A 17,417-nucleotide genomic window follows, 5' to 3' on the forward strand; every position below is an offset into this window, starting at 1 on the left:
CCGGGCGACGAGATCGCCGGCGCGCGCGGCGTGGTTTCAGCCCGCCTTGGGCGGCGGCGCCGTGGCGACGGCCGGCGCCGCCTCCGGCTTCGACAGGTCGTCCAGATCCCCGTCCGACCAGCCGCCGCCGAGCGCGCGCACCAACTGCACGTTGGCCACCAACTGGCGAGTCTGGATGTCGAGCACGCTGCGCTCGGTGCTCAGCGCGGTGGTCTGCGCCTGCACCACGTCCAGGTAGCTGGCGATGCCGCGCTGGTAGCGCGTCAGCGCCAGCTCGACGGCGCGCTGGGCGGCATCGGCCGATTCGCGCTCCTGGTCTAGCGCGGTGCCCAGGTCGTGCAGCAGGGTCAGGCTGTCCTCGACCTGCTGGAAGGCGGCCAGCGCCGTGCCGCGGTAACGCGCGGCGGCCTCGTCGGTGGCGGCCTTGACGGCATCGAGCTGGGCCCGGCGCAGCCCGCCGTCGAAGATGTACTGCGCGATCGACGGCCCGACCGACCAGAAGAAGTTAGGCGCGCTGAAGAAGTTCGTGTAGTTCGAGCTCTGCAGCCCGCCCTGGGCGCTGAGCGTGATCTGCGGGAAATAGGCGGCGCGCGCCACCCCGATCCGCGCATTCGACTCCGCCACGCGCCGCTCCGCCGCCGCGATGTCGGGGCGCCGCTGCAGCAGGGCCGAGGGCACGCCCACCGGCACCGGCGGCAGCACCACTTCGGCCGCCGAGGTCTCGACCCGGAAGTCCGAGGCCGAGGCACCCACCAGCACGGCGATCGCGTGTTCGTTCAGCGCGCGCTGGGCGAGGTTCTGCGTGAGCTGCGATTTCGCGTCGGCCAGCAGCGCGGTGGAGCGCGTCACGTCGAGGCCCGATACGGCGCCGGCGTCGTGCAGCCGCTGCGTGAGCTGCTGGGCGCGCTGGAAGGCGGCCACCGTGTCATTGAGCAGCTTGGTCTGGCGATCCAGGCCGCGCAGTTGCAGGTAGCTCTGCGCGAGCTGCGCCTCCAGGCTCAGCTGCACCGAGGCGAGATCGGCCTTGGTGGCCTGCGCCTCGTCCTTGGCCGCCGCCACCGTGTTGCGCACGCGGCCCCACAAATCGAGCTCGTAGTCGATCTCGCCGCCCAGCGAGACGGCGTTGTACTCGTTCGGGCTGCCGGCGCCGCGCAGCGGCCGCGTGTCCGACTGGCGGTTGCGCGTCGGGCTGGCGGTGGCCGAGACGCGCGGCAGCTCCGCCGCGCTCTGCTGCGAGACGAAGGCGCGCGCCTGCGCGTAATGCGCGAGCGCGGCGGCCAGGTCGGCGTTGCTGGCCAGCAGGCGAGTTTCCAGCGCGTCGAGCGCAGGCTCCCGATAGGCCTGCCACCAGGCGTCGCGCGGGATCTGGTCGGACGGCTGCGCCGGCGCCCAGGGGCCCACCGTGCGATAGGCCACCGAGGCCGGCACCGGCGGCACCTTGTAGTCGGGCGCGAGCGAACAGCCGGCCAGCGCGAGCGCGGCCGCCAGCAGCGTCAGACGGGACATCGGCCGCTTCATGAACGGGCCCTCTGGGCGCCGCCGTCGGCGTTGCCGCCATTGCCTGCGTTGCCGCCAGTCGCGATGTGCACCGCATCGCCGTCGGCGAGCCCGTCGGGCGGCGTATCGACGATCCGCTCGCCGGCCCCGATCCCGTCGGCGATCTCCACCTGGGTGCCGAGATCGCGCGTGATCTTCACGCGGCGGTAGTGGATATGCCCGTCGGCGCCCACCGTCATGACGCGCGTGCCCTGCGCGTCGAACAGGATCGAGCTGGCCGGCACGCGCAGCGTATCGGCCGAGGCCGGCAGCGCGAAGGCCAGGTTGGCGAAGGCGCCCGGCAGCAGCGCGCCGTCCCGGTTGTCCACCACCAGCTGCACGAGCGTGGTGCCCGATTGCGGATTGACCGCGCCCGAGGCGGCCACCACCTTGGCGACGAACTTGCGCTGCGGGTACTCGGGCACGGTCAGCGTCGCGTCGGTGCCGGCTCGCACGCTCGGCGCGTAGTTCTGCGGCACCTGCACGTAGACACGCAGCCGCGTCACGTCCGACACGGTGAACAGTTCCTCGCCGGTCGAGCCGCCGGCGTTGACCAGCGCGCCCACGTCGGTGCGCCGCGCGGTCACCACGCCGTCGAACGGCGCCACCAGCCGCGCGAAGCCCTTCAGCGCGACCAGCCGGTTGACGTTGGCCAGCGCCGAGTCCACCGCGGCGCGGCGGGCCGCGTAGTCGCTGGTGCGCTGGTCGACGTCCTGCTTGGAAACGGCATCCGAGCCCAGCAGCGACTGCCAGCGCTTGGCGGTGATCTCGGCCAGCGAGGCATTGGTACGCGCGCTCTCCAGGTCGGCGCGCGCCTGAAGCAGTTGCTGGTCGACCTCGGGCGTCTCGATCACGCCGAGTTCCTGCCCGCTCTTCACGTGCGAGCCGATGTCGTACTGCCAGGACTTCAGGTAGCCGCTCACGCGCGCCAGGATCGGCGCGCTCGACCAGGCCTCGAGCCGGCCCGGCAGGTTCAGCGCGGGCCCGGCGTCGGCGCGCGACACGGCGATCACGCGCACGGTCGGCACGGCATTGGTGTCGGTCCAGGCGCGCACGCGCGAGGCGTCATGGGCGCGTACCGCGATGCCGGCGGCCACGATCGCCACGGCGATCACCACGCCCGCCACGGCGGCGGTGCGCAGCCGGCGGCGGGAGACCGATCGTGGACGGGAAACTTCAGACGACATGGCCGGTTCCTTGCTCAGAAATATCGGAAGAGGGCGCCTGGCGCGGGCGCGCATGAATCATGGAGAACACGGCGGGCACCAGGAACAGCGTGGCCGCGGTGGCGAACATCAGGCCGCCGATCACGGCGCGTCCGAGCGGCGCGTTCTGTTCGCCGCCCTCGCCGAGGCCGAGCGCCATCGGCGCCATGCCGATCACCATCGACAGCGCCGTCATCAGCACCGGGCGGAAGCGCGTGAAGCCGGCCTCGATCGCCGCGCGCAGCGGGTCGCCGTGCTCGGCCAGCGATTCGCGACAGAAGCTGACCACCAGGATCGAGTTGGCGGTGGCCACGCCCATGCACATGATCGCGCCGGTCAGCGCCGGCACCGACATGGTGGTGTGGGTCGCGAACAGCATCCAGATGATGCCGGCGATCGCGGCCGGCAGCGCCGTGACGATCACGAAGGGATCCGACCAGGACTGGAAGTTCACCACGATCAGCAGGTAGATCAGCACCACCGCGCCGAGCAGGCCGAACAGCATGCCGCCGAACGCGGCGTTCATGGTCTGCACCTGGCCGAGCAGGGCCACGCTGGAGCCGCGCGGCAGATCCTTGGCGTGCGCCGAGACGATCCGGTTGATGTCGCGCGAGACCGAGCCCAGGTCGCGGTCCTGGGTGGTCGCGAAGATCTCGACCATCGGCTGGATGTTGTACTGGCTGACGATCGAGTTGATGTCGGCGCGGCGGATGGTGGCCAGCCCGCCGAGGATCTGGGTGGCGTTGCCGGCCGCGGCGGCGTTCGCGCCGGTGGCCGAGATCGGCAGGTTCTGCAGCGCCGCCAGCGTGTCGAGGTTGTACTGCGGCGTCTGCATCACGATCGGGTAGGAGATGCCGTTGGCCGGGTTCAGCCAGTAGGTCGGCGCCACCTGGCTGGAGCCGGCCAGGTTCACCACCAGGCTGTTGGTCACGTCGCGCTCGGTGATGCCCAGCAACTGGGCGCGGGTGCGATCCACGTCGACCGAGAAGGCCGGGCTCTGCTGCGACTGCTGGATGCGCGCGTCCACCACGCCCGGCACGCGGCGGATCTCGCGCAGCAGCGTGTTGGTGTAGTCGAAGTTGGCGGCCAGGTTGTTGCCGCGCACCTGCAGGTCGATCGGCGCCGGCGAGCCGAAGTTCAGGATCTGGCTGATGATGTCGGCCGGCGGGAACGAGAAGGTCACGCCGGGGAAGCGGCGCGGCAGTTCCTCGCGCATGCGGCGCACGTAGTCGGCGGTGGGCCCGTGACCCTCGTTCAGGGTGATCTGGATGTCGCCGTCCTGAGAGCCGATGGTGCCGGTGTTGTTGTAGGCGGTGTTGATGCCGCTCGAGGACAGGCCCATGTTGTCGACCATGGTGCCGAGCTCGGCGGGCGGGATGATGCCGCGCACCGCCTGCTGCACCCTGGCGAGGATCTCGGCGGTGCGCTCCACGCGCGTGCCGACCGGCGCGCGCACGTGCATCACGATCTGGCCGGCATCCACCGAGGGGAAGAAGTTCTGGCCCAGCAGCGGCACCAGCGCGAACGAGACCAGCACGAAGCCGAAGAACACCGAGACGAAGGGCTTGCGATGCGCGAGCGCCAGCTCCAGCAGGGCGCGATAGCGGGCCCGCACGCGCTCGAAGCGCGCCTCGAAACCGCGCTGGAAGCGCACCAGCGGGTTGCGGCTGGGCGCGCGTTCGGCGCCGTGCCCGCCTTCGGCATGCGCGTGCGGCTTGAGCAGGTACTTGGCCATGGTCGGCACCAGGGTGCGCGACAGGATGAACGAGGAGATCATCGCGAACATCACCGCCTCGGCCATCGGCACGAACAGGAAGCGCGCGATCCCCTGCAGGAAGAACATCGGCACGAACACGATGCAGATGCACAGCAGCGAGACGAAGGCCGGCGTGACGATCTGCGCGGCGCCGTCGAGGATCGCCGGCTCCACCTGCTTGCCCTGTTCCAGGTGCCAGTTGATGTTCTCGATGGTCACGGTGGCATCGTCCACCAGGATCCCGACCGCCAGCGCGAGGCCGCCCAGGGTCATGATGTTGAGCGTCTCGCCGAGCGCCGAGAGCGTGATGATCGAGCCGAGCACGGCCAGCGGGATCGAGGTGGCGATGATCAGGGTCGAGCGCCAACTGCCGAGGAACAGCAGGATCATCAGGCTGGTCAGCACCGCCGCGATCACGCCCTCGCGCGCCACGCCGCTGATGGCCGCCGTGACGAACAGCGACTGGTCGCCGATCGGGGCGATCTGCAGGTTCTGCGGCCAGCCGGCCTTGCCCTGCTCGACGTGCTGCTTGATGCCCGAGATGATCGCCAGCGTCGAGGCCGCGCCGTTCTTGAGCACCGTGATCAGCACCGAGCGGTTGCCGTCGACGTGCACGATGTTGGTCTGCGGCGCGCTGCCGTCGTGCACGTTGGCGATGTCGCGCATGTAGATGGTGGTGCCGTTCACCGCCTTGACCGGCAGGTTGGCCAGCTCGCGGATATCGCCGGGCGCGTCGTTCAGGTTCAGCGTGTATTCATAGTCGCCGATCTTCTCGGTGCCGATCGGCGTGAGCAGGTTCTGGCCGGCCAGCGCGTTGGCCACGTCCTGCGCCGACAGCCCGCGCGCCTGCAGCGCGGCCGGATCGACGTCGAGCTGGACCTGGCGCGTCTTGCCGCCGAACGGGAACGGGATCGCCGCGCCGGGCACCGTCACCAGCGCCGGGCGCAGCGTGTTGAGGCCCAGGTCGGCGAGGTTCTGCTCGGACAGGCCCTTGCCCGACAGCGCGAGCTGGATGATCGGCACCGTCGAGGCGTTGTAGTTCAGGATCAGCGGCGGCGTGGTGCCGGGCGGCAACTGGCGCAGCAGCGTCTGCGAGACCGCGGTGACCTGCGCGTTCGCCGTGTTGATGTCGACGCCGGGCTGGAAGAAGATCTTGATCACGCCGAAGCCGGTGATCGACTGCGCCTCGATGTGCTCGACGTCGTTGACCGTGGTGGTCAGCGTGCGCTCGAAGGGCGAGGAGATCCGCCCGGCCATCTGGTCCGGCGACAGGCCCGTGTACTGCCAAATCACCGCAATCACGGGGATGCGGATGTTCGGGAAGATGTCGGTCGGCGTGCGCAGTGCTGCGAGCGGCCCAATGATCAGGATCAGGATTGCGAGGACCACGAATGTATACGGTCTTCGCAAGGCAACGCGTACTAGGCCGAGCATGTATCTTCCGGAATCGCGACAAATTGAGGAAAAGTCCGCCGCAGCGGGCATCGCGCCCGTCGCATCGGCGGGATACTACCGGCTCAATTTCCGCCCAGCCAACAGGTTTTTTGTTTGCTGTCAATGCTGCCAGATTCCCGTCAGGCAGGCGTTCCCCGGCGGCCTGCTCGACGCCGCCAGGAGGGGAAAAGGGCAGAGGAAAGCGGGCCGCGGCGCGTGCCCGGAGCGCCGAGGTTCGCCGCGGCCCGGCGGCGTCAGCCGTGTGCCTTCGCCTTGGCGGCGGGGCGCTTGCGCTCCTCGGCCGGCGCCGGCTTGCGATCGTCGACCGGCGTGAAGTGGACGGTGAGGGTGGTGGCGCGGTTCAGCTTCTTGTCCCGCGATGCCGACAGGTCGACGAGGTAGAAGGAAATGCCGCCGCCGGCCTTCGATTCGGTCGAGATGCCGACGTCCACCGAGATGCTGTCGCCCTTGTAGGCGTCGTCGGTGGCGTGGAAGCAGGGCCTCACGGCGGTGGCGCGGATGATCGAGTCGCGCAGGTTGTCGAGCAGGGGCGTGAGCACGGCATCGTCGCGGATCGCCGGGTCGTTCGCGCCGGCCTCGCCCAGCGCGTTCAATTGCTTTTCATAGTCCTGGCTGGTGGGCGGGAAATAGGCATAGGTGACTTTGTTCGAACCCGAATGCGTGGTCGACAGCGAGCCGCTCAGGTCCGGCTTCACGGTGGCCGGGATCGACAGGCCGGCGCCGCCGCTGAGCGACAGGTTCGAATCGGCCGACATTTCGATCGTGACGCTATCGATCCGGAAGCCGACATAGCCATCGCCGCAGGTCGGCGTCGCGATGTCGAGCCGGTTGCGCAGCTCGGGCCATTGCTTCTTCACCTGCACGCTGTCGTAGAGAAACAGCCCGACTTCCTGTTTGACGCGAATCAGCGCCTGGTACATGTCGGCCGACGAGATGGTCTGTTCGGCCGGCCTGGCGACCGGGCCGCTCTGGCAGGCGGAAAACAGCAAGGCGCAGGCGCATGCCGCGGCAAGGGGGAGAGTTTTCATCGCGAGATCCTTATTGTTGGGACCACCAGGCCGGAACGGCGAATGGGTGGGTGCCGCCCTGGTGTCGCAATGTTTTATATAGGGATCCGATGAATCGGGAAGCCGGCTTATTGAAATTCCAATAAATTTAACGCATTGAGAAATGATAAAAATTGTCGATGACGGCGTCGGCGGGTTATCAGTTTTACTGATTTTATTTCAAATTCATTACATTCCTCGCCGCGGCTGATGGCCGGCATTGAATGGTCCGCTGGCGATCATGGCGTTTCCGGATTCGAAAAAATCATCCAATAAATTCATCGAATATCGTTCCGTAAATTTTTGCATGCTCCGGATTTTCGGAACGAAATCCTTTGCTGGACAGGCTTTCGGCCTGATCTCGATCTCCGGCGCGGAAATCTCCATATCTAAATGAATATCGAATTGCGTTCGCCATGGGCGTTACGCATACTCGATTCCGCCTTTTCGATTTCACGACAATCATTTACCTGATAAACGTTTCGCGGGACAGGTATCGCGATTCGATTCTTACAAAGCCTTCGATCGACTCGCGAGTCGATCGGAAAGGCGCACTCGCAGCATCTGGATTGCAGTTCGACGTGAGGATTTTTCGATTGCGGGCCGGCGCCGCCGCGAGGGGCGGGGCGCCGGCCGGCGGGTCCGGCCTCGACAGGCGAGGCCGGGCAGGGAAGTCGCGCCACGCAGGATGGTGGCGTCACCAACAGCGGGCGAATCCACGCCCGCGCATCGTCGTCTCACACTCTCTTCAGGAGAATTCAGATGAAATCGCTTCGACTCAAGGGCCTGGCCGCCTTGCTCTGTCTCGCCGCTTCCGCGCCGGTGCTGGCCGAATCGGCGGTCACCGCCGCGGTGGCCTCCAACTTCATCTACAGCCCGTATTTCTACTCGGGCGACTTCAGCGGCGCCCAGCTCAACACCACCGTCACCGGCAGTTCCAAGACCTTGCTGAGCGTGATGCCGGCCAAGCTCCAGGCGGTGACCTGGGCCTTCGCGACCGGCAACTGCGGCAGCGAGGACTGGAGCGGCGTGTCGGCCTCCTCGTTCGCGAAGGCGAACGTGCAGGGCTTCGTGAACGCCGGCAAGAAATACATCGTCTCGACCGGCGGCGCCGGCGCGAGCTTCCTCTGCACCTCGGACGCCAACTTCCTGAAGTTCATCCAGACGTACTACAGCGCCAACATGCTCGGCGTGGATTTCGACGTCGAGAACGGCCAGAGCCAGAGCGACATCAACAACCTGGTGGCGCGCGTGGCGAACGCGCAGAACACCTATCCGAACCTGCGCTTCAGCTTCACGATCGCGACCGAGGGCGGCAACGCGGGACAGAGCCTCGGCGACATCGGCGTGAAGGTGATGACGGCGATCCAGAACTACGGATTGAAGAACTACACGATCAACTTGATGACCATGGATTTCGCGGATTCGGGTGACGAGGATCCCTCGCTCTGCACGCTCAACAGCAGCGGCAAGTGCGACATGGGCAAGTCGACCATCGCGGCGGCCGAGAACCTGCACAACCACTGGAAGGTGCCGTACAACCAGATCGAGGTGACGCCGATGATCGGCGGCAACGACAGCATCGACGAGACCTTCACGCTGGCCGACGCGGTGGCGGTGTCGAACTACGCGCTGTCAAAGCAGATCGCCGGGATCCACTTCTGGGCCTTCTCGCGCGATCGCGATTGCAAGCCAGCCACCTCGGACAACAACTCGTCCGATACCTGCAACAACTACGGGAAGGCCGGGACGCTCGGCTACACGAACCAGTTCATTTCCTCGCTGGGGCTGTGAGCCGGGGGAAGGGGATCCGGTGAAGCAGGGCCGGGCCGCGAGTCCCGATACTCGCGGCCCGGCCCGGATTGGATGGGAAAGCGAGGCCCTCGCGCCGGTATTCCTGATCGCGAGTAGTCAATCGCGATCCGCCTGGCCGAGCGGGCGCATTCACGTCGCGACTTCCGTGCTAGGCTTTCGAAAAATTCGAGCGCTGCTCGTCAGCGCCGTGTGTTCCGATCTCCTTCCTCGCTCCAACAATAAGATGACGAGAATGATGGCCCGGCCGGCCAAGCTGTTCGTTCTTTGCGCGATCCTGCTCTCGCAGGCTGCCTGCGACGAATTCAAGGTACCCATTCCCAAGGACATCAAACCCGCCGTCGACACCTATCGACTGTCGAGCGTCGCCATTTCCGACCTGAGCAAGCCCGATATCCGGCGCCCGCTGCTGCAGTTGAGCCGCGAGGCCTGCAATCGCGACGCCATGGGCCGCCTGGCCGCCGAAATCGACGCGCTCGGCTACCGGCGCGAGAGCGCCGACGCACTGGTCGCCTTCGTGGATCGCTGCGGCAGGGCGGACGGCTTCCTCAGCGCGGCCATCGAGGACCTGATCGCCGCGAGCGACTACCAGGGCGCGGTGGCGATCGCCAACCGCCTGCTGGCGAACGATGCCACCGAGCCGCAATACTATTTCGATCGCGGCCGCGCCTACGAGGGCGCGCAGCAGGACGAGGCGGCGCTGGCCGACTACATGCAGGTGCTGGCCTTGTCGCCGGACCGCGCCTCGATCACCAGCAACCTGTTCATCCGCATCGCGGACCTGCATGCCAAGGCCGGCCGCTACTGCGACGCGGTGAGCGCGATCCGCATGTGGGTGTCGGCCGATCCCGAGCGCGCCGACAACGCGCAGGCCAAGGGCATCATCGCCCGTTATGCCTCGCATGCCAGTTGCCCGACGAGTTATGCATCCGGGCAGGAAAGCTTCGCGCGCAAGGGCAGCAATACCATCCAGGTGAAGGCGCGCATCAACGGCGTGGAAGGCACCTTCATCGTCGATACCGGGGCGAGCTATGTCGTGATGAGCCAGGCGTTCGCGCAGCGGGCCCGGATCGACACCGCGCAGGCGCGGCACATTCGCCTGCAGACCGCCAATGGCCCGCGCGAGGGCCTGCTGGCCCAGGCGGATTCCGTCAAGCTCGGCCAGGTCGAGGCTTCCGCGGTGCCGGTATCGGTCGATCCGGCCAGCAAGGCGCCGTTCGGGCAGGGCATCGACGGACTGCTCGGGCAATCGTTCCTGTCGCGGTTCGAGGTGTCGTTCGCGCCGACGAGATGGTCGATCCGGCAGCATTCGTGAGCCGAGCCGGCGCGGGGGGCGCGACGCAATCCGGCGCGTTCCGCAACGCCTGGGCAGGAAACTTACGGCTGACTTTCGGCACTAAGACGGCACCGATATCGAATGGATCCAGGAGGTTCCGCATGTCATTGAAGATTTCCTTGCTTGCCGTCGCCGTCCTGGGCATCGGCCAGGTCGGCCAGCTCGCGTGGGCTGATGAGGCCGCCAAGGTCGATCCGCAGTCGTTCAGCGCGATCGCCGGCAATCGTGATGCGGCGGCGGCCTTTGCCGCCATGAAGAAAGGGCATCGATTGCCCGACTGGGTGGCGCGAGGCGGCACCGAATCGCCGGCGAGCACGGTGTCGTTCGGCGGCCACGACGTTTATGTCATGAGCGCCTGCAAGCCGCATGATTGCGGCGCGCAGCGAATTGCCGTGATGTACGACCCGCAGGCGAAGCGGATGGTCGGCGTGCTGTCGGTCGTCGATTCGAAGCGTGATGTCGAAAGGCTGACGTGGTTGAACATCGGCGGCGACAACGAGTCGATCGACGGCCGCACGATCCTGTACGCGGCGCTGACAGGAAGCCTGGAGAATCATCCGGGAGCGTTCAGCTACAAGTAGGCGGGCGGCGGGCCCGGCCCGCGGCCGGGCCGCCGAGCCAAGCCAGTGACGGACGCCGGGCCGAACGGCTGCGCTCTTGGACGATTGCGAATTCGATCGGCGACGATGCCAAAAACTTGAGGCCTTATTTATAAAGAGTCGTCGCGTCAATGATGCAGATCAAAGCAGCAGCCGAAATAATAATATCTACATCAATCAACTGAGACTTCCGTGCTAGTTTCGCATTTGCCCGCGAAAGCAATCGGTGCCGTGCCATTTGCAAGATGCCGAGATCGAGTCATTCGGTTCGCGCGGTGAAGATGCTTCCTTGCAAGCCGAAATCATCATTCGGCATTCAAATAACGAATAAATCTCTCCGGGGTAGCTGTGATGGCGAGGATTTTGGATTTCATCGGAACCGAGTGGAAGCTGGGCGTGACATTGCCCGTCACGCTCGCCGTGGACGTCTCCATTCCCATTCTCGATATCGCGAGGCCCGGATTCGATAGGCTCGGCATTCGCTTTCGATATTGACAGCATCGTTTTGCCGAACCCTTGGCTGTGTTTCGGCCATCGTTAAATCATGCCGCCGCGACTTGCAGCGTTGTCGGAGGAATGACGCGGCGTTGAAGGCTGTTATTCGACACGTCGCAGCGGCGGTCAGGAAGAGCAGGGCGTTCGAATATCGATGCGCCGCTCGAAGCGAATGCCGAGCTTATCGAATCCGCGTCTCGCGATATCGATCGTGATTATCGAGACCGCGGTGAAAAACCAAGAGGAACCCCTATGTCGGAACGTCTCCAATTCGGTTGTGCCTGTTGCAGCCCGCATCTGCTGCCGTCCTACCGCCACGATCACCACCAATGGCAGGCCGCGCTCGATGGCGCCGTGCCTCGGCCGGCTTCCCGGGGACCGTCGCAGTCCGTGATCTTCCATGGTGGGCACATCCACCCGGACCCGGAGCATCCCGAGCAGCGCGTCAAGGCGCTCGGCATCGCGGATGGCCAAGTGATCGCGAGCGGCGATCTGGCGGATGTGCGTAAGGCGATGGCCGACTACGCACCGGTGATCGAACGGCCGCTCACGGCCGACGAGACGCTGTTGCCCGGCCTGATCGATCCGCATGCGCATCTAGTGACGAGCGCCCTGATGACAACCTGGGCCGACCTGTCGCCGTTCGACGGGCAGAACCTGAACCCGCGGTATGACCGGCAAGAGATCGCGCGGCGGCTCCAGGACGCGGTCGCGGCGGCGCTCGCGGCGACCCCGCCGCGCAAATGGGTGACGGGCTACGGCGTCGATCCGTCCTTGATGACGGTCTGGCAGGATGTCGACGCCGGGTTTCTCGACGACATCAGCACCGACGTCAAGATCTTCCTGCTCAACGCGTCCGGCCATATCAGCTATGCCAACACGCCCGCGTTGAAGGCGGCCGGCCTCGACGGCAGCCATAAGGACGGCGTGCTGACCGAGCAGCAGTCGGCGGCGGTGCTGGCCGCCATGCCGCCCGTCACCGCCGAGCAGATCCTCGCGGGCCTCGCGATCGTGTTTCAGCAGGCCAACCAGCGCGGCATCACCACCGTGTTCGATGCGAGCGTCGGGCTGATCGCGGGGCCGGGGGAAGTCGCCATGATGAAGGCGCTGGCGAAGACGCCGGCGATGACCGTGCGGGTGGGTGGCGCGCTGTACGGCAACGGCAACGACCTGATGACCTGGCTCAACGCCTACAAGCCGGAACTGGAGAGCGACCCGAACGCGCTGTTCACGCTGCGCGCGATCAAGCTGATCGCCGACGGCTCGAACCAGGGGCTGACGGGTTTCCAGAGCCGCCCGTACCAGTGCTGCGACGAGCACACGGTGCCCGGCGTCGGGGCTTACGGCCTGTTCAATTTCGACCCGGTGCGCAAGCTGGCCGACTTGATGGCGATGGTGGCCGACGCCGGCTGGCCGATTCTCACGCACGCCAACGGCGACGAGGGCATCGCCAACGTGCTGGCGGCCTACCAGACCGCGCTCAGCACGGTGCCGCCGCCTCCGCCGCCGAAGCAGCCGTATCCGACCCAGCCGGCCTGGGCCACGCAGCGTCACCGTATCGAGCACGCCTCGCTGCTGCACGACGACGCGATTGGCCAGATGCGGCGGATGGCGATCTCGCCGAGCTTCCTGATCGGCCACGTGGGCTACTGGGGCGCCGCGTTCCGCGACACCATCCTGGGTGCCGAGCGCGCGCAATTGCTCGACCGCGGCGCCTCGGCATTGAAGGCGGGCCTGAGGATCAGCCTGCACAGCGACCACTTCGTGACGCCGTTCGGGCCGCTGCGCTGCATGGAGCAGTCGATCGGGCGCGTGATGGAGGCGCTCGAGCACGGCTCGCCGTCGTCCGGCGGCACGGAGAACGTGCTCAACCCGCGCGAGCGCCTGGACGTCTACCAGGCGCTGCGCGCCGTGACCATCGACGCGGCGTGGCAGTGCCATCTCGATCACCAGATCGGTTCGCTGCTGCCGGGCAAGCAGGCCGACCTCGTGATCCTGGCGAAGAACCCGCTGCGATGGAGCGAGCCGAATGCCGCCGGCATGCGCGACATCGGTGTACTGGAAACCTGGGTGAACGGCAGCAAGGTGTTCACGGCCGTGCAGTAAGGGTGGCGAGGTGGCCGGCCAGGCGCTGTCCGTGCCTGGCCGGCTTGCCACTGACATTTCCTCGTGGCTTGTGTTTGTCGTCGTTGTTATTTGACATAACGCGAATTAACGACAATTTGTCTGTTAGTCCTAAGTTGAAATGTCGTGTTTCCGCTAAGTTGAAATGTCGCGTTCCGACCTCGATACGCCAGCTGGTTCCCTGCGAGACCAAGGCTCAGCGCGTCTCGCGCACCGAGCGCGGATGCCACAGCAGCGCGCCGCCCTCGATGCCGCGATCGTTCGGCACGGTCGCGACATTGGCCGGCAGCTCGAATTTGAGACGCGCGGCGTTGCCGCCGCCGATCCAGAGCTTGTCGAAATGCACGAGCGATTCGAGGATGCCGATCACCTTCTCGACGCGACGGTTCCACCGCGCGTTGCCGGCCTTGCGGCGCGCGGCGTCGCCGATGTATTCGTCGTACGCGTGCTTCTTGCTGACGCGATGATGGGCGAGTTCGAGATGCGGCATCAGCTCGCCGTCGCGAAACAGCGCCGTGCCCGCCCCGGTGCCGAGCGTCAGCACGAACTCGAGGCCGCGCCCCTCGATCGCCGCGAGGCCCTGCATCTCGGCATCGTTGATCATGCGCACGGCGGCGATGCCGAGCCGCTCCCCAAGCCTCGCCGCGAGCGGCACATCGCACCACTCGGGGCCACCCAGATGGGGCGCCGTCAGCACGTGGTTGTCGCGCACGAAACCCGGAAAGCCGATCGAGACCTGCGCGACCGGATCGCGCGCCAGCAACGGCGCGACCAGCCCGTGCAGCGTTTCGACCAACAGGTCCGGCGGACACGGATGCGGCGTCGCCACCCGCACACGCTTGGAGCGCAGCGTGGCGTCGGCGTCGACGATCGCCGCCTTGAGACCGGAGCCGCCGATGTCGATCGACAGGGTCGGCCCGGCGTCGCGCGCGCCGGTGGAATCGGCCGCGTCATGCGGCTTGGTGCTCGGTTTCTTGCCTGGTTTCATGAAATGCGTCTCGCTGTTCGTCTCCATGGATTCGTACACCCGTTCGCCTCGCCGCACGCTCCGCCCTGCCTCGGCGAATACCTGCGCGCGCGGCGCGCGGGCCTCACGACGGGTCGTGCTGGCCGGCTTGCTCCGCCTTCGGCTTGTCCGGCTCGCCCGAGTTGTCCGGCTCGGGCCGCATGAGCGGCTGCCACGCGCGGCCGTCCCGCCCGATCAGCGCGTCGGCCTCGGCCGGCCCGTCGCTGCCCGCCGGATAGGCGTGCACCGGGATCGTCTCGCCGTCGGCCGGATGCAGCACACCCTCCACCGCCGCCCAGGTCGCCTCGATGCTGTCGGCGCGCTGGAACAGCGTCTCGTCGCCGAGCAGGCAATCGTAGAGCAAGGTTTCGTAGCCGACGTTCGCGCGCTCCGGGAAGAACGCGTCGTAGTCGAACGACGAGCGCACCGCGCCGATCTGCATGACGGGCCCCGGCGTCTTCACGTTGAAATCGAAGCTCGTGCCGTGCGACGGGTCGATGCGCAGCGTCAGCACGTTCGGCGTGAGCGCGTCGGTGGGCGTGTCGCGGAACAGCCGGAACGGCACCTGTTTCAGCTGCACCGAGATTTCCGTGCGCCGCTCGCGCAGGCGCTTGCCGGTGCGCAGATAGAACGGCACGCCGGCCCAGCGCCAGTTGTCGATCTGCACGCGCGCCGCGGCATAGGTTTCGGTGCCGCTGTCGGCCGCGACGTCCGGCTCGTCGCGATAAGCCACGCCGGCCGGGCCCGCCGCGTACTGGCCGAACACCACGTCGCGCGGCGTCAGCGGCTTCAGCGCGTCGAAAATCTCGGCTTTCTTGTCGCGAACGGCGTGCGCGTCGAACGAATTCGGCGGTTCCATCGCGACCATGCCGAGCAACTGGAACAGATGGTTCGGCACCATGTCGCGGAACGCGCCGGTCTGTTCGTAGAAGCTGCCGCGCCGCTCCACGCCGATCACCTCCGACGCGGTGATCTGCACGCTGTCGATGTATTCGCGCCGCCAGATCGGCTCGAACAAGGCGTTCGCGAACCGCACGGCGAGAATGCTCTGCACCGTCTCCTTGCCGAGAAAGTGGTCGATCCGGTAGATCTGCGATTCGCGCACGAAGCTCAGCAGATGCTGGTTCAGATCGCGCGCCGAGGCGAGGTCGTCGCCGAACGGCTTTTCGATCACGATCCGGCGAAACGGGCCGTCGCCGTCGCCGCGTTCCTCCAGCAGGCCGGCGTGGCCCAAGCGCTCGACGATCGGCTTGAAGAAGCGCCCGCTCACCGCGAGGTAGAACACCACGTTGCCCTGGCCGCCCTCGCCTTCGTCCTTGCCTGCGCCGAGCCGTTTCGCGAGACGCTGGTAGGCGGCGGCGTCCTCGAAATCGCCCGCCATGTACTCCAGGCGCTGCGCGACCCAGTTCCAGGCCTTGTCGTCGAGCTTGCCGGCGTGGAAGGTGCTCGCCTTGTCGGCGGCGAGTTTCTGCAGCGCCGTATGCAGATCGTCGCGCCACGCGTCGGTCTCGCGCTCGCCGTGATTGACGCCGACGATCCGCATGCCGTCGTCGAGCAGCCCGTCCACCGCGAGGTTGTACAGGGCGGGCATCAGCAGGCGGCTCGTCAGGTCGCCGCCGGCGCCGAAGATCACCAGCGTGCACGGCGGCGCGCGGTGTCGGCCGGCAGCCGAGGCGGGCGCGCCGGCCGCCGGCGTCGGCAGCTTGGCGCTCGCGGACGCGCCGGATTGATCGGAGGACTGGGGAGTGGAATCGTGGGTCGGCATGATCTCGTCGAGGCGGGGTGGAGCTGGACGGAGAAGCAAGCCGGATACCTGAAAGAAATAGGCGCTTGATGGGTTTGGGAAGCCTTGCGGCGCGGCGTTGGCCGGCCTGACATCCCGCGACGCTTCGGATGGAAAAAACTACAAGCGAGTTCTTGATTCGACCGTATCGCGATCGACGATGCGCAACCACGCGGCGATCGAAGCGATGCCGCGAGAATCCGCGGCTCGCCTGGATCGCGCCGCGTCGCGTTCGTTCAGGCAAAGACGAAGTACTTGCGCACCGTCTCCACCACCTCCCAGGTTCCTTTCATGCCGGGCTCGATCACGAACACGTCGCCGCCCTTCAGATGCACCGGCGCCTCGCCTTCCGGCGTGATGATGCAATAGCCTTCGAGGAAGTGACAGAATTCCCACTTCTCGTAGTTCACCTCGAACTTGCCCGGCGTGCAGATCCACGTGCCCATGATCTTGCTGCCGTCCTTGGACAGGTAGGCGTTGAGATTCACGGTGTGCGGATCGCCACCGATGCGCTTCCACTTCGTGGCATCAACGACCGGCATCGGGCAGGTTTCGCGCAGAACGGTAATGAAGTCAGACATGTCGTGTGGGTCCAAACGGGCTGGTGGGAAGGCCTTCACGGTAGTGAAAAACCGCTGGCGGTGCCGTTACGCGTCCGACGTCGATTTGTGGTTTTTCGACATCGGCGCGCGTGGGTCGGTGAACGGTCATGACATTGTTCGTTACGGCCGTCTCACTAGCGTGCGCGCGGCTGAGCAGCTCGGGCTCACCGAACATTCATCGACGACGCGAGCAACCGCCTGATCGACCTTCCGCGCAATGCCGATACGCGCACGCCCTCCCTCGCCCCCTTCCTTACATCCGCATTTCACCAAGCCATCGGCGGGCCTTGCCCGGCATTTTTCCAGCCTCGACATCGCGATATCGTCGAGGAGAAATACGATATTTTCCCTCGTCACTCGTAGCCATCGGAATCCATCCATATTTACTTCGAAGTGCTATTGAATCGATCCGGGCGACATGCAGTTCGGTATCCCAATTAAATCACGCGCCTCCTGACAAAGCATCTTTCCCTCGACGTCACCGACCCGGCTCGATCCATTCGACGGAAGGGCCACTGCCTCATCCCCTCGAATCATTGACAAAATCAAAACAAAGCTCGTATCAAAACCAGATATTTACATTCCGCCAAAATCCTGGCCTCCGAATCCGGTTTTGATGGCGTCGCCGGCTCCCGCGGCAATCTTTTTGTTCGGAAATTCGT

Annotated in this window: 13 protein-coding genes; 4 read left to right on the forward strand and 9 right to left on the reverse strand. The window is 66.2% G+C overall.

The annotated features are described in order from the left end of the window. Positions 1-36: 36 nt before the first annotated feature. From F3J18_RS03165 to F3J18_RS37780, 5 genes are all read right to left on the reverse strand, one after another. Positions 37-1,506, reverse strand: coding sequence for an efflux transporter outer membrane subunit (locus F3J18_RS03165; RefSeq protein WP_166911317.1), 1,470 nt, complete (start codon positions 1,504-1,506; stop codon positions 37-39). Positions 1,507-1,514: 8 nt separating this feature from the next. Then, positions 1,515-2,723: an efflux RND transporter periplasmic adaptor subunit gene (locus F3J18_RS03170; RefSeq protein ID WP_025098531.1), complete on the reverse strand. Its 1,209-nt coding sequence runs from the start codon at positions 2,721-2,723 to the stop codon at positions 1,515-1,517. Continuing rightward, positions 2,713-5,931 (reverse strand): efflux RND transporter permease subunit, encoded by a 3,219-nt coding sequence (locus F3J18_RS03175; protein ID WP_166911319.1) that lies wholly within the window; start codon positions 5,929-5,931, stop codon positions 2,713-2,715. Before F3J18_RS03175 ends, F3J18_RS03170 begins: the two co-directional genes overlap by 11 nt. 254 nt (positions 5,932-6,185) lie before the next feature. Next, entirely contained in the window at positions 6,186-6,980 is a 795-nt protein-coding gene (locus F3J18_RS03180) for a hypothetical protein (protein WP_166911321.1), read from the reverse strand. A gap of 207 nt (positions 6,981-7,187) precedes the next feature. Next, positions 7,188-7,385: a hypothetical protein gene (locus F3J18_RS37780; RefSeq protein ID WP_167219454.1), complete on the reverse strand. Its 198-nt coding sequence runs from the start codon at positions 7,383-7,385 to the stop codon at positions 7,188-7,190. Positions 7,386-7,760: 375 nt separating this feature from the next. Here F3J18_RS37780 and F3J18_RS03185 point away from each other — a divergent pair, with 375 nt between their 5' ends. From F3J18_RS03185 to F3J18_RS03195, 3 genes are all read left to right on the forward strand, one after another. Then, entirely contained in the window at positions 7,761-8,792 is a 1,032-nt protein-coding gene (locus F3J18_RS03185) for a glycosyl hydrolase (protein ID WP_166911323.1), read from the forward strand. Between the two features lie 244 nt (positions 8,793-9,036). Then, positions 9,037-10,125, forward strand: coding sequence for a retroviral-like aspartic protease family protein (locus F3J18_RS03190; protein WP_166911325.1), 1,089 nt, complete (start codon positions 9,037-9,039; stop codon positions 10,123-10,125). A gap of 122 nt (positions 10,126-10,247) precedes the next feature. Beyond that, complete coding sequence (locus tag F3J18_RS03195; RefSeq protein ID WP_166911327.1) at positions 10,248-10,727, forward strand: Ivy family c-type lysozyme inhibitor; 480 nt, start codon at positions 10,248-10,250, stop codon at positions 10,725-10,727. A 323-nt stretch (positions 10,728-11,050) separates the two neighbouring features. Here F3J18_RS03195 and F3J18_RS38515 read toward each other — a convergent pair whose 3' ends face one another. Further along, positions 11,051-11,179, reverse strand: a complete 129-nt coding sequence (locus F3J18_RS38515) for a hypothetical protein (RefSeq protein ID WP_275691123.1) — start codon at positions 11,177-11,179, stop codon at positions 11,051-11,053. Positions 11,180-11,492: 313 nt separating this feature from the next. Here F3J18_RS38515 and F3J18_RS03200 point away from each other — a divergent pair, with 313 nt between their 5' ends. Further along, complete coding sequence (locus F3J18_RS03200) at positions 11,493-13,346, forward strand: amidohydrolase (protein ID WP_166911329.1); 1,854 nt, start codon at positions 11,493-11,495, stop codon at positions 13,344-13,346. A gap of 214 nt (positions 13,347-13,560) precedes the next feature. On the opposite strand, the gene F3J18_RS03205 is transcribed toward F3J18_RS03200, so the two are convergent. The 3 genes from F3J18_RS03205 to F3J18_RS03215 form a co-directional block, all read right to left on the reverse strand. Further along, positions 13,561-14,352 carry an ROK family protein gene (locus tag F3J18_RS03205; RefSeq protein ID WP_205195278.1) on the reverse strand — a complete coding sequence of 264 codons (792 nt, stop codon included), beginning with the start codon at positions 14,350-14,352 and terminating at the stop codon, positions 13,561-13,563. Between the two features lie 103 nt (positions 14,353-14,455). Beyond that, entirely contained in the window at positions 14,456-16,135 is a 1,680-nt protein-coding gene (gene zwf / locus F3J18_RS03210; RefSeq protein WP_166911331.1) for a glucose-6-phosphate dehydrogenase, read from the reverse strand. 254 nt (positions 16,136-16,389) lie between these two features. Further along, a complete protein-coding gene (locus tag F3J18_RS03215) occupies positions 16,390-16,734 on the reverse strand; it encodes a cupin domain-containing protein (RefSeq protein WP_013690335.1) in 345 nt (114 codons plus the stop codon). Positions 16,735-17,417 lie beyond the last annotated feature (683 nt).

The organism is Burkholderia sp. Ax-1720, assembly GCF_011753035.1.
Classification (GTDB): Bacteria; Pseudomonadota; Gammaproteobacteria; order Burkholderiales; family Burkholderiaceae; genus Burkholderia; species Burkholderia gladioli.

Bases quoted from the DNA above. Each gene is read 5' to 3' on its own strand.
- F3J18_RS03165 (WP_166911317.1), bottom strand. From the start codon at position 1,506: ATGTCCCGTCTGACGCTGCTGGCGGCCGCGCTCGCGCTGGCCGGCTGT.
- F3J18_RS03170 (WP_025098531.1), bottom strand. From the start codon at position 2,723: ATGTCGTCTGAAGTTTCCCGTCCACGATCGGTCTCCCGCCGCCGGCTG.
- F3J18_RS03175 (WP_166911319.1), bottom strand. From the start codon at position 5,931: ATGCTCGGCCTAGTACGCGTTGCCTTGCGAAGACCGTATACATTCGTG.
- F3J18_RS03180 (WP_166911321.1), bottom strand. From the start codon at position 6,980: ATGAAAACTCTCCCCCTTGCCGCGGCATGCGCCTGCGCCTTGCTGTTT.
- F3J18_RS37780 (WP_167219454.1), bottom strand. From the start codon at position 7,385: ATGGAGATTTCCGCGCCGGAGATCGAGATCAGGCCGAAAGCCTGTCCA.
- F3J18_RS03185 (WP_166911323.1), top strand. From the start codon at position 7,761: ATGAAATCGCTTCGACTCAAGGGCCTGGCCGCCTTGCTCTGTCTCGCC.
- F3J18_RS03190 (WP_166911325.1), top strand. From the start codon at position 9,037: ATGACGAGAATGATGGCCCGGCCGGCCAAGCTGTTCGTTCTTTGCGCG.
- F3J18_RS03195 (WP_166911327.1), top strand. From the start codon at position 10,248: ATGTCATTGAAGATTTCCTTGCTTGCCGTCGCCGTCCTGGGCATCGGC.
- F3J18_RS38515 (WP_275691123.1), bottom strand. From the start codon at position 11,179: ATGGAGACGTCCACGGCGAGCGTGACGGGCAATGTCACGCCCAGCTTC.
- F3J18_RS03200 (WP_166911329.1), top strand. From the start codon at position 11,493: ATGTCGGAACGTCTCCAATTCGGTTGTGCCTGTTGCAGCCCGCATCTG.
- F3J18_RS03205 (WP_205195278.1), bottom strand. From the start codon at position 14,352: ATGAAACCAGGCAAGAAACCGAGCACCAAGCCGCATGACGCGGCCGAT.
- zwf (WP_166911331.1), bottom strand. From the start codon at position 16,135: ATGCCGACCCACGATTCCACTCCCCAGTCCTCCGATCAATCCGGCGCG.
- F3J18_RS03215 (WP_013690335.1), bottom strand. From the start codon at position 16,734: ATGTCTGACTTCATTACCGTTCTGCGCGAAACCTGCCCGATGCCGGTC.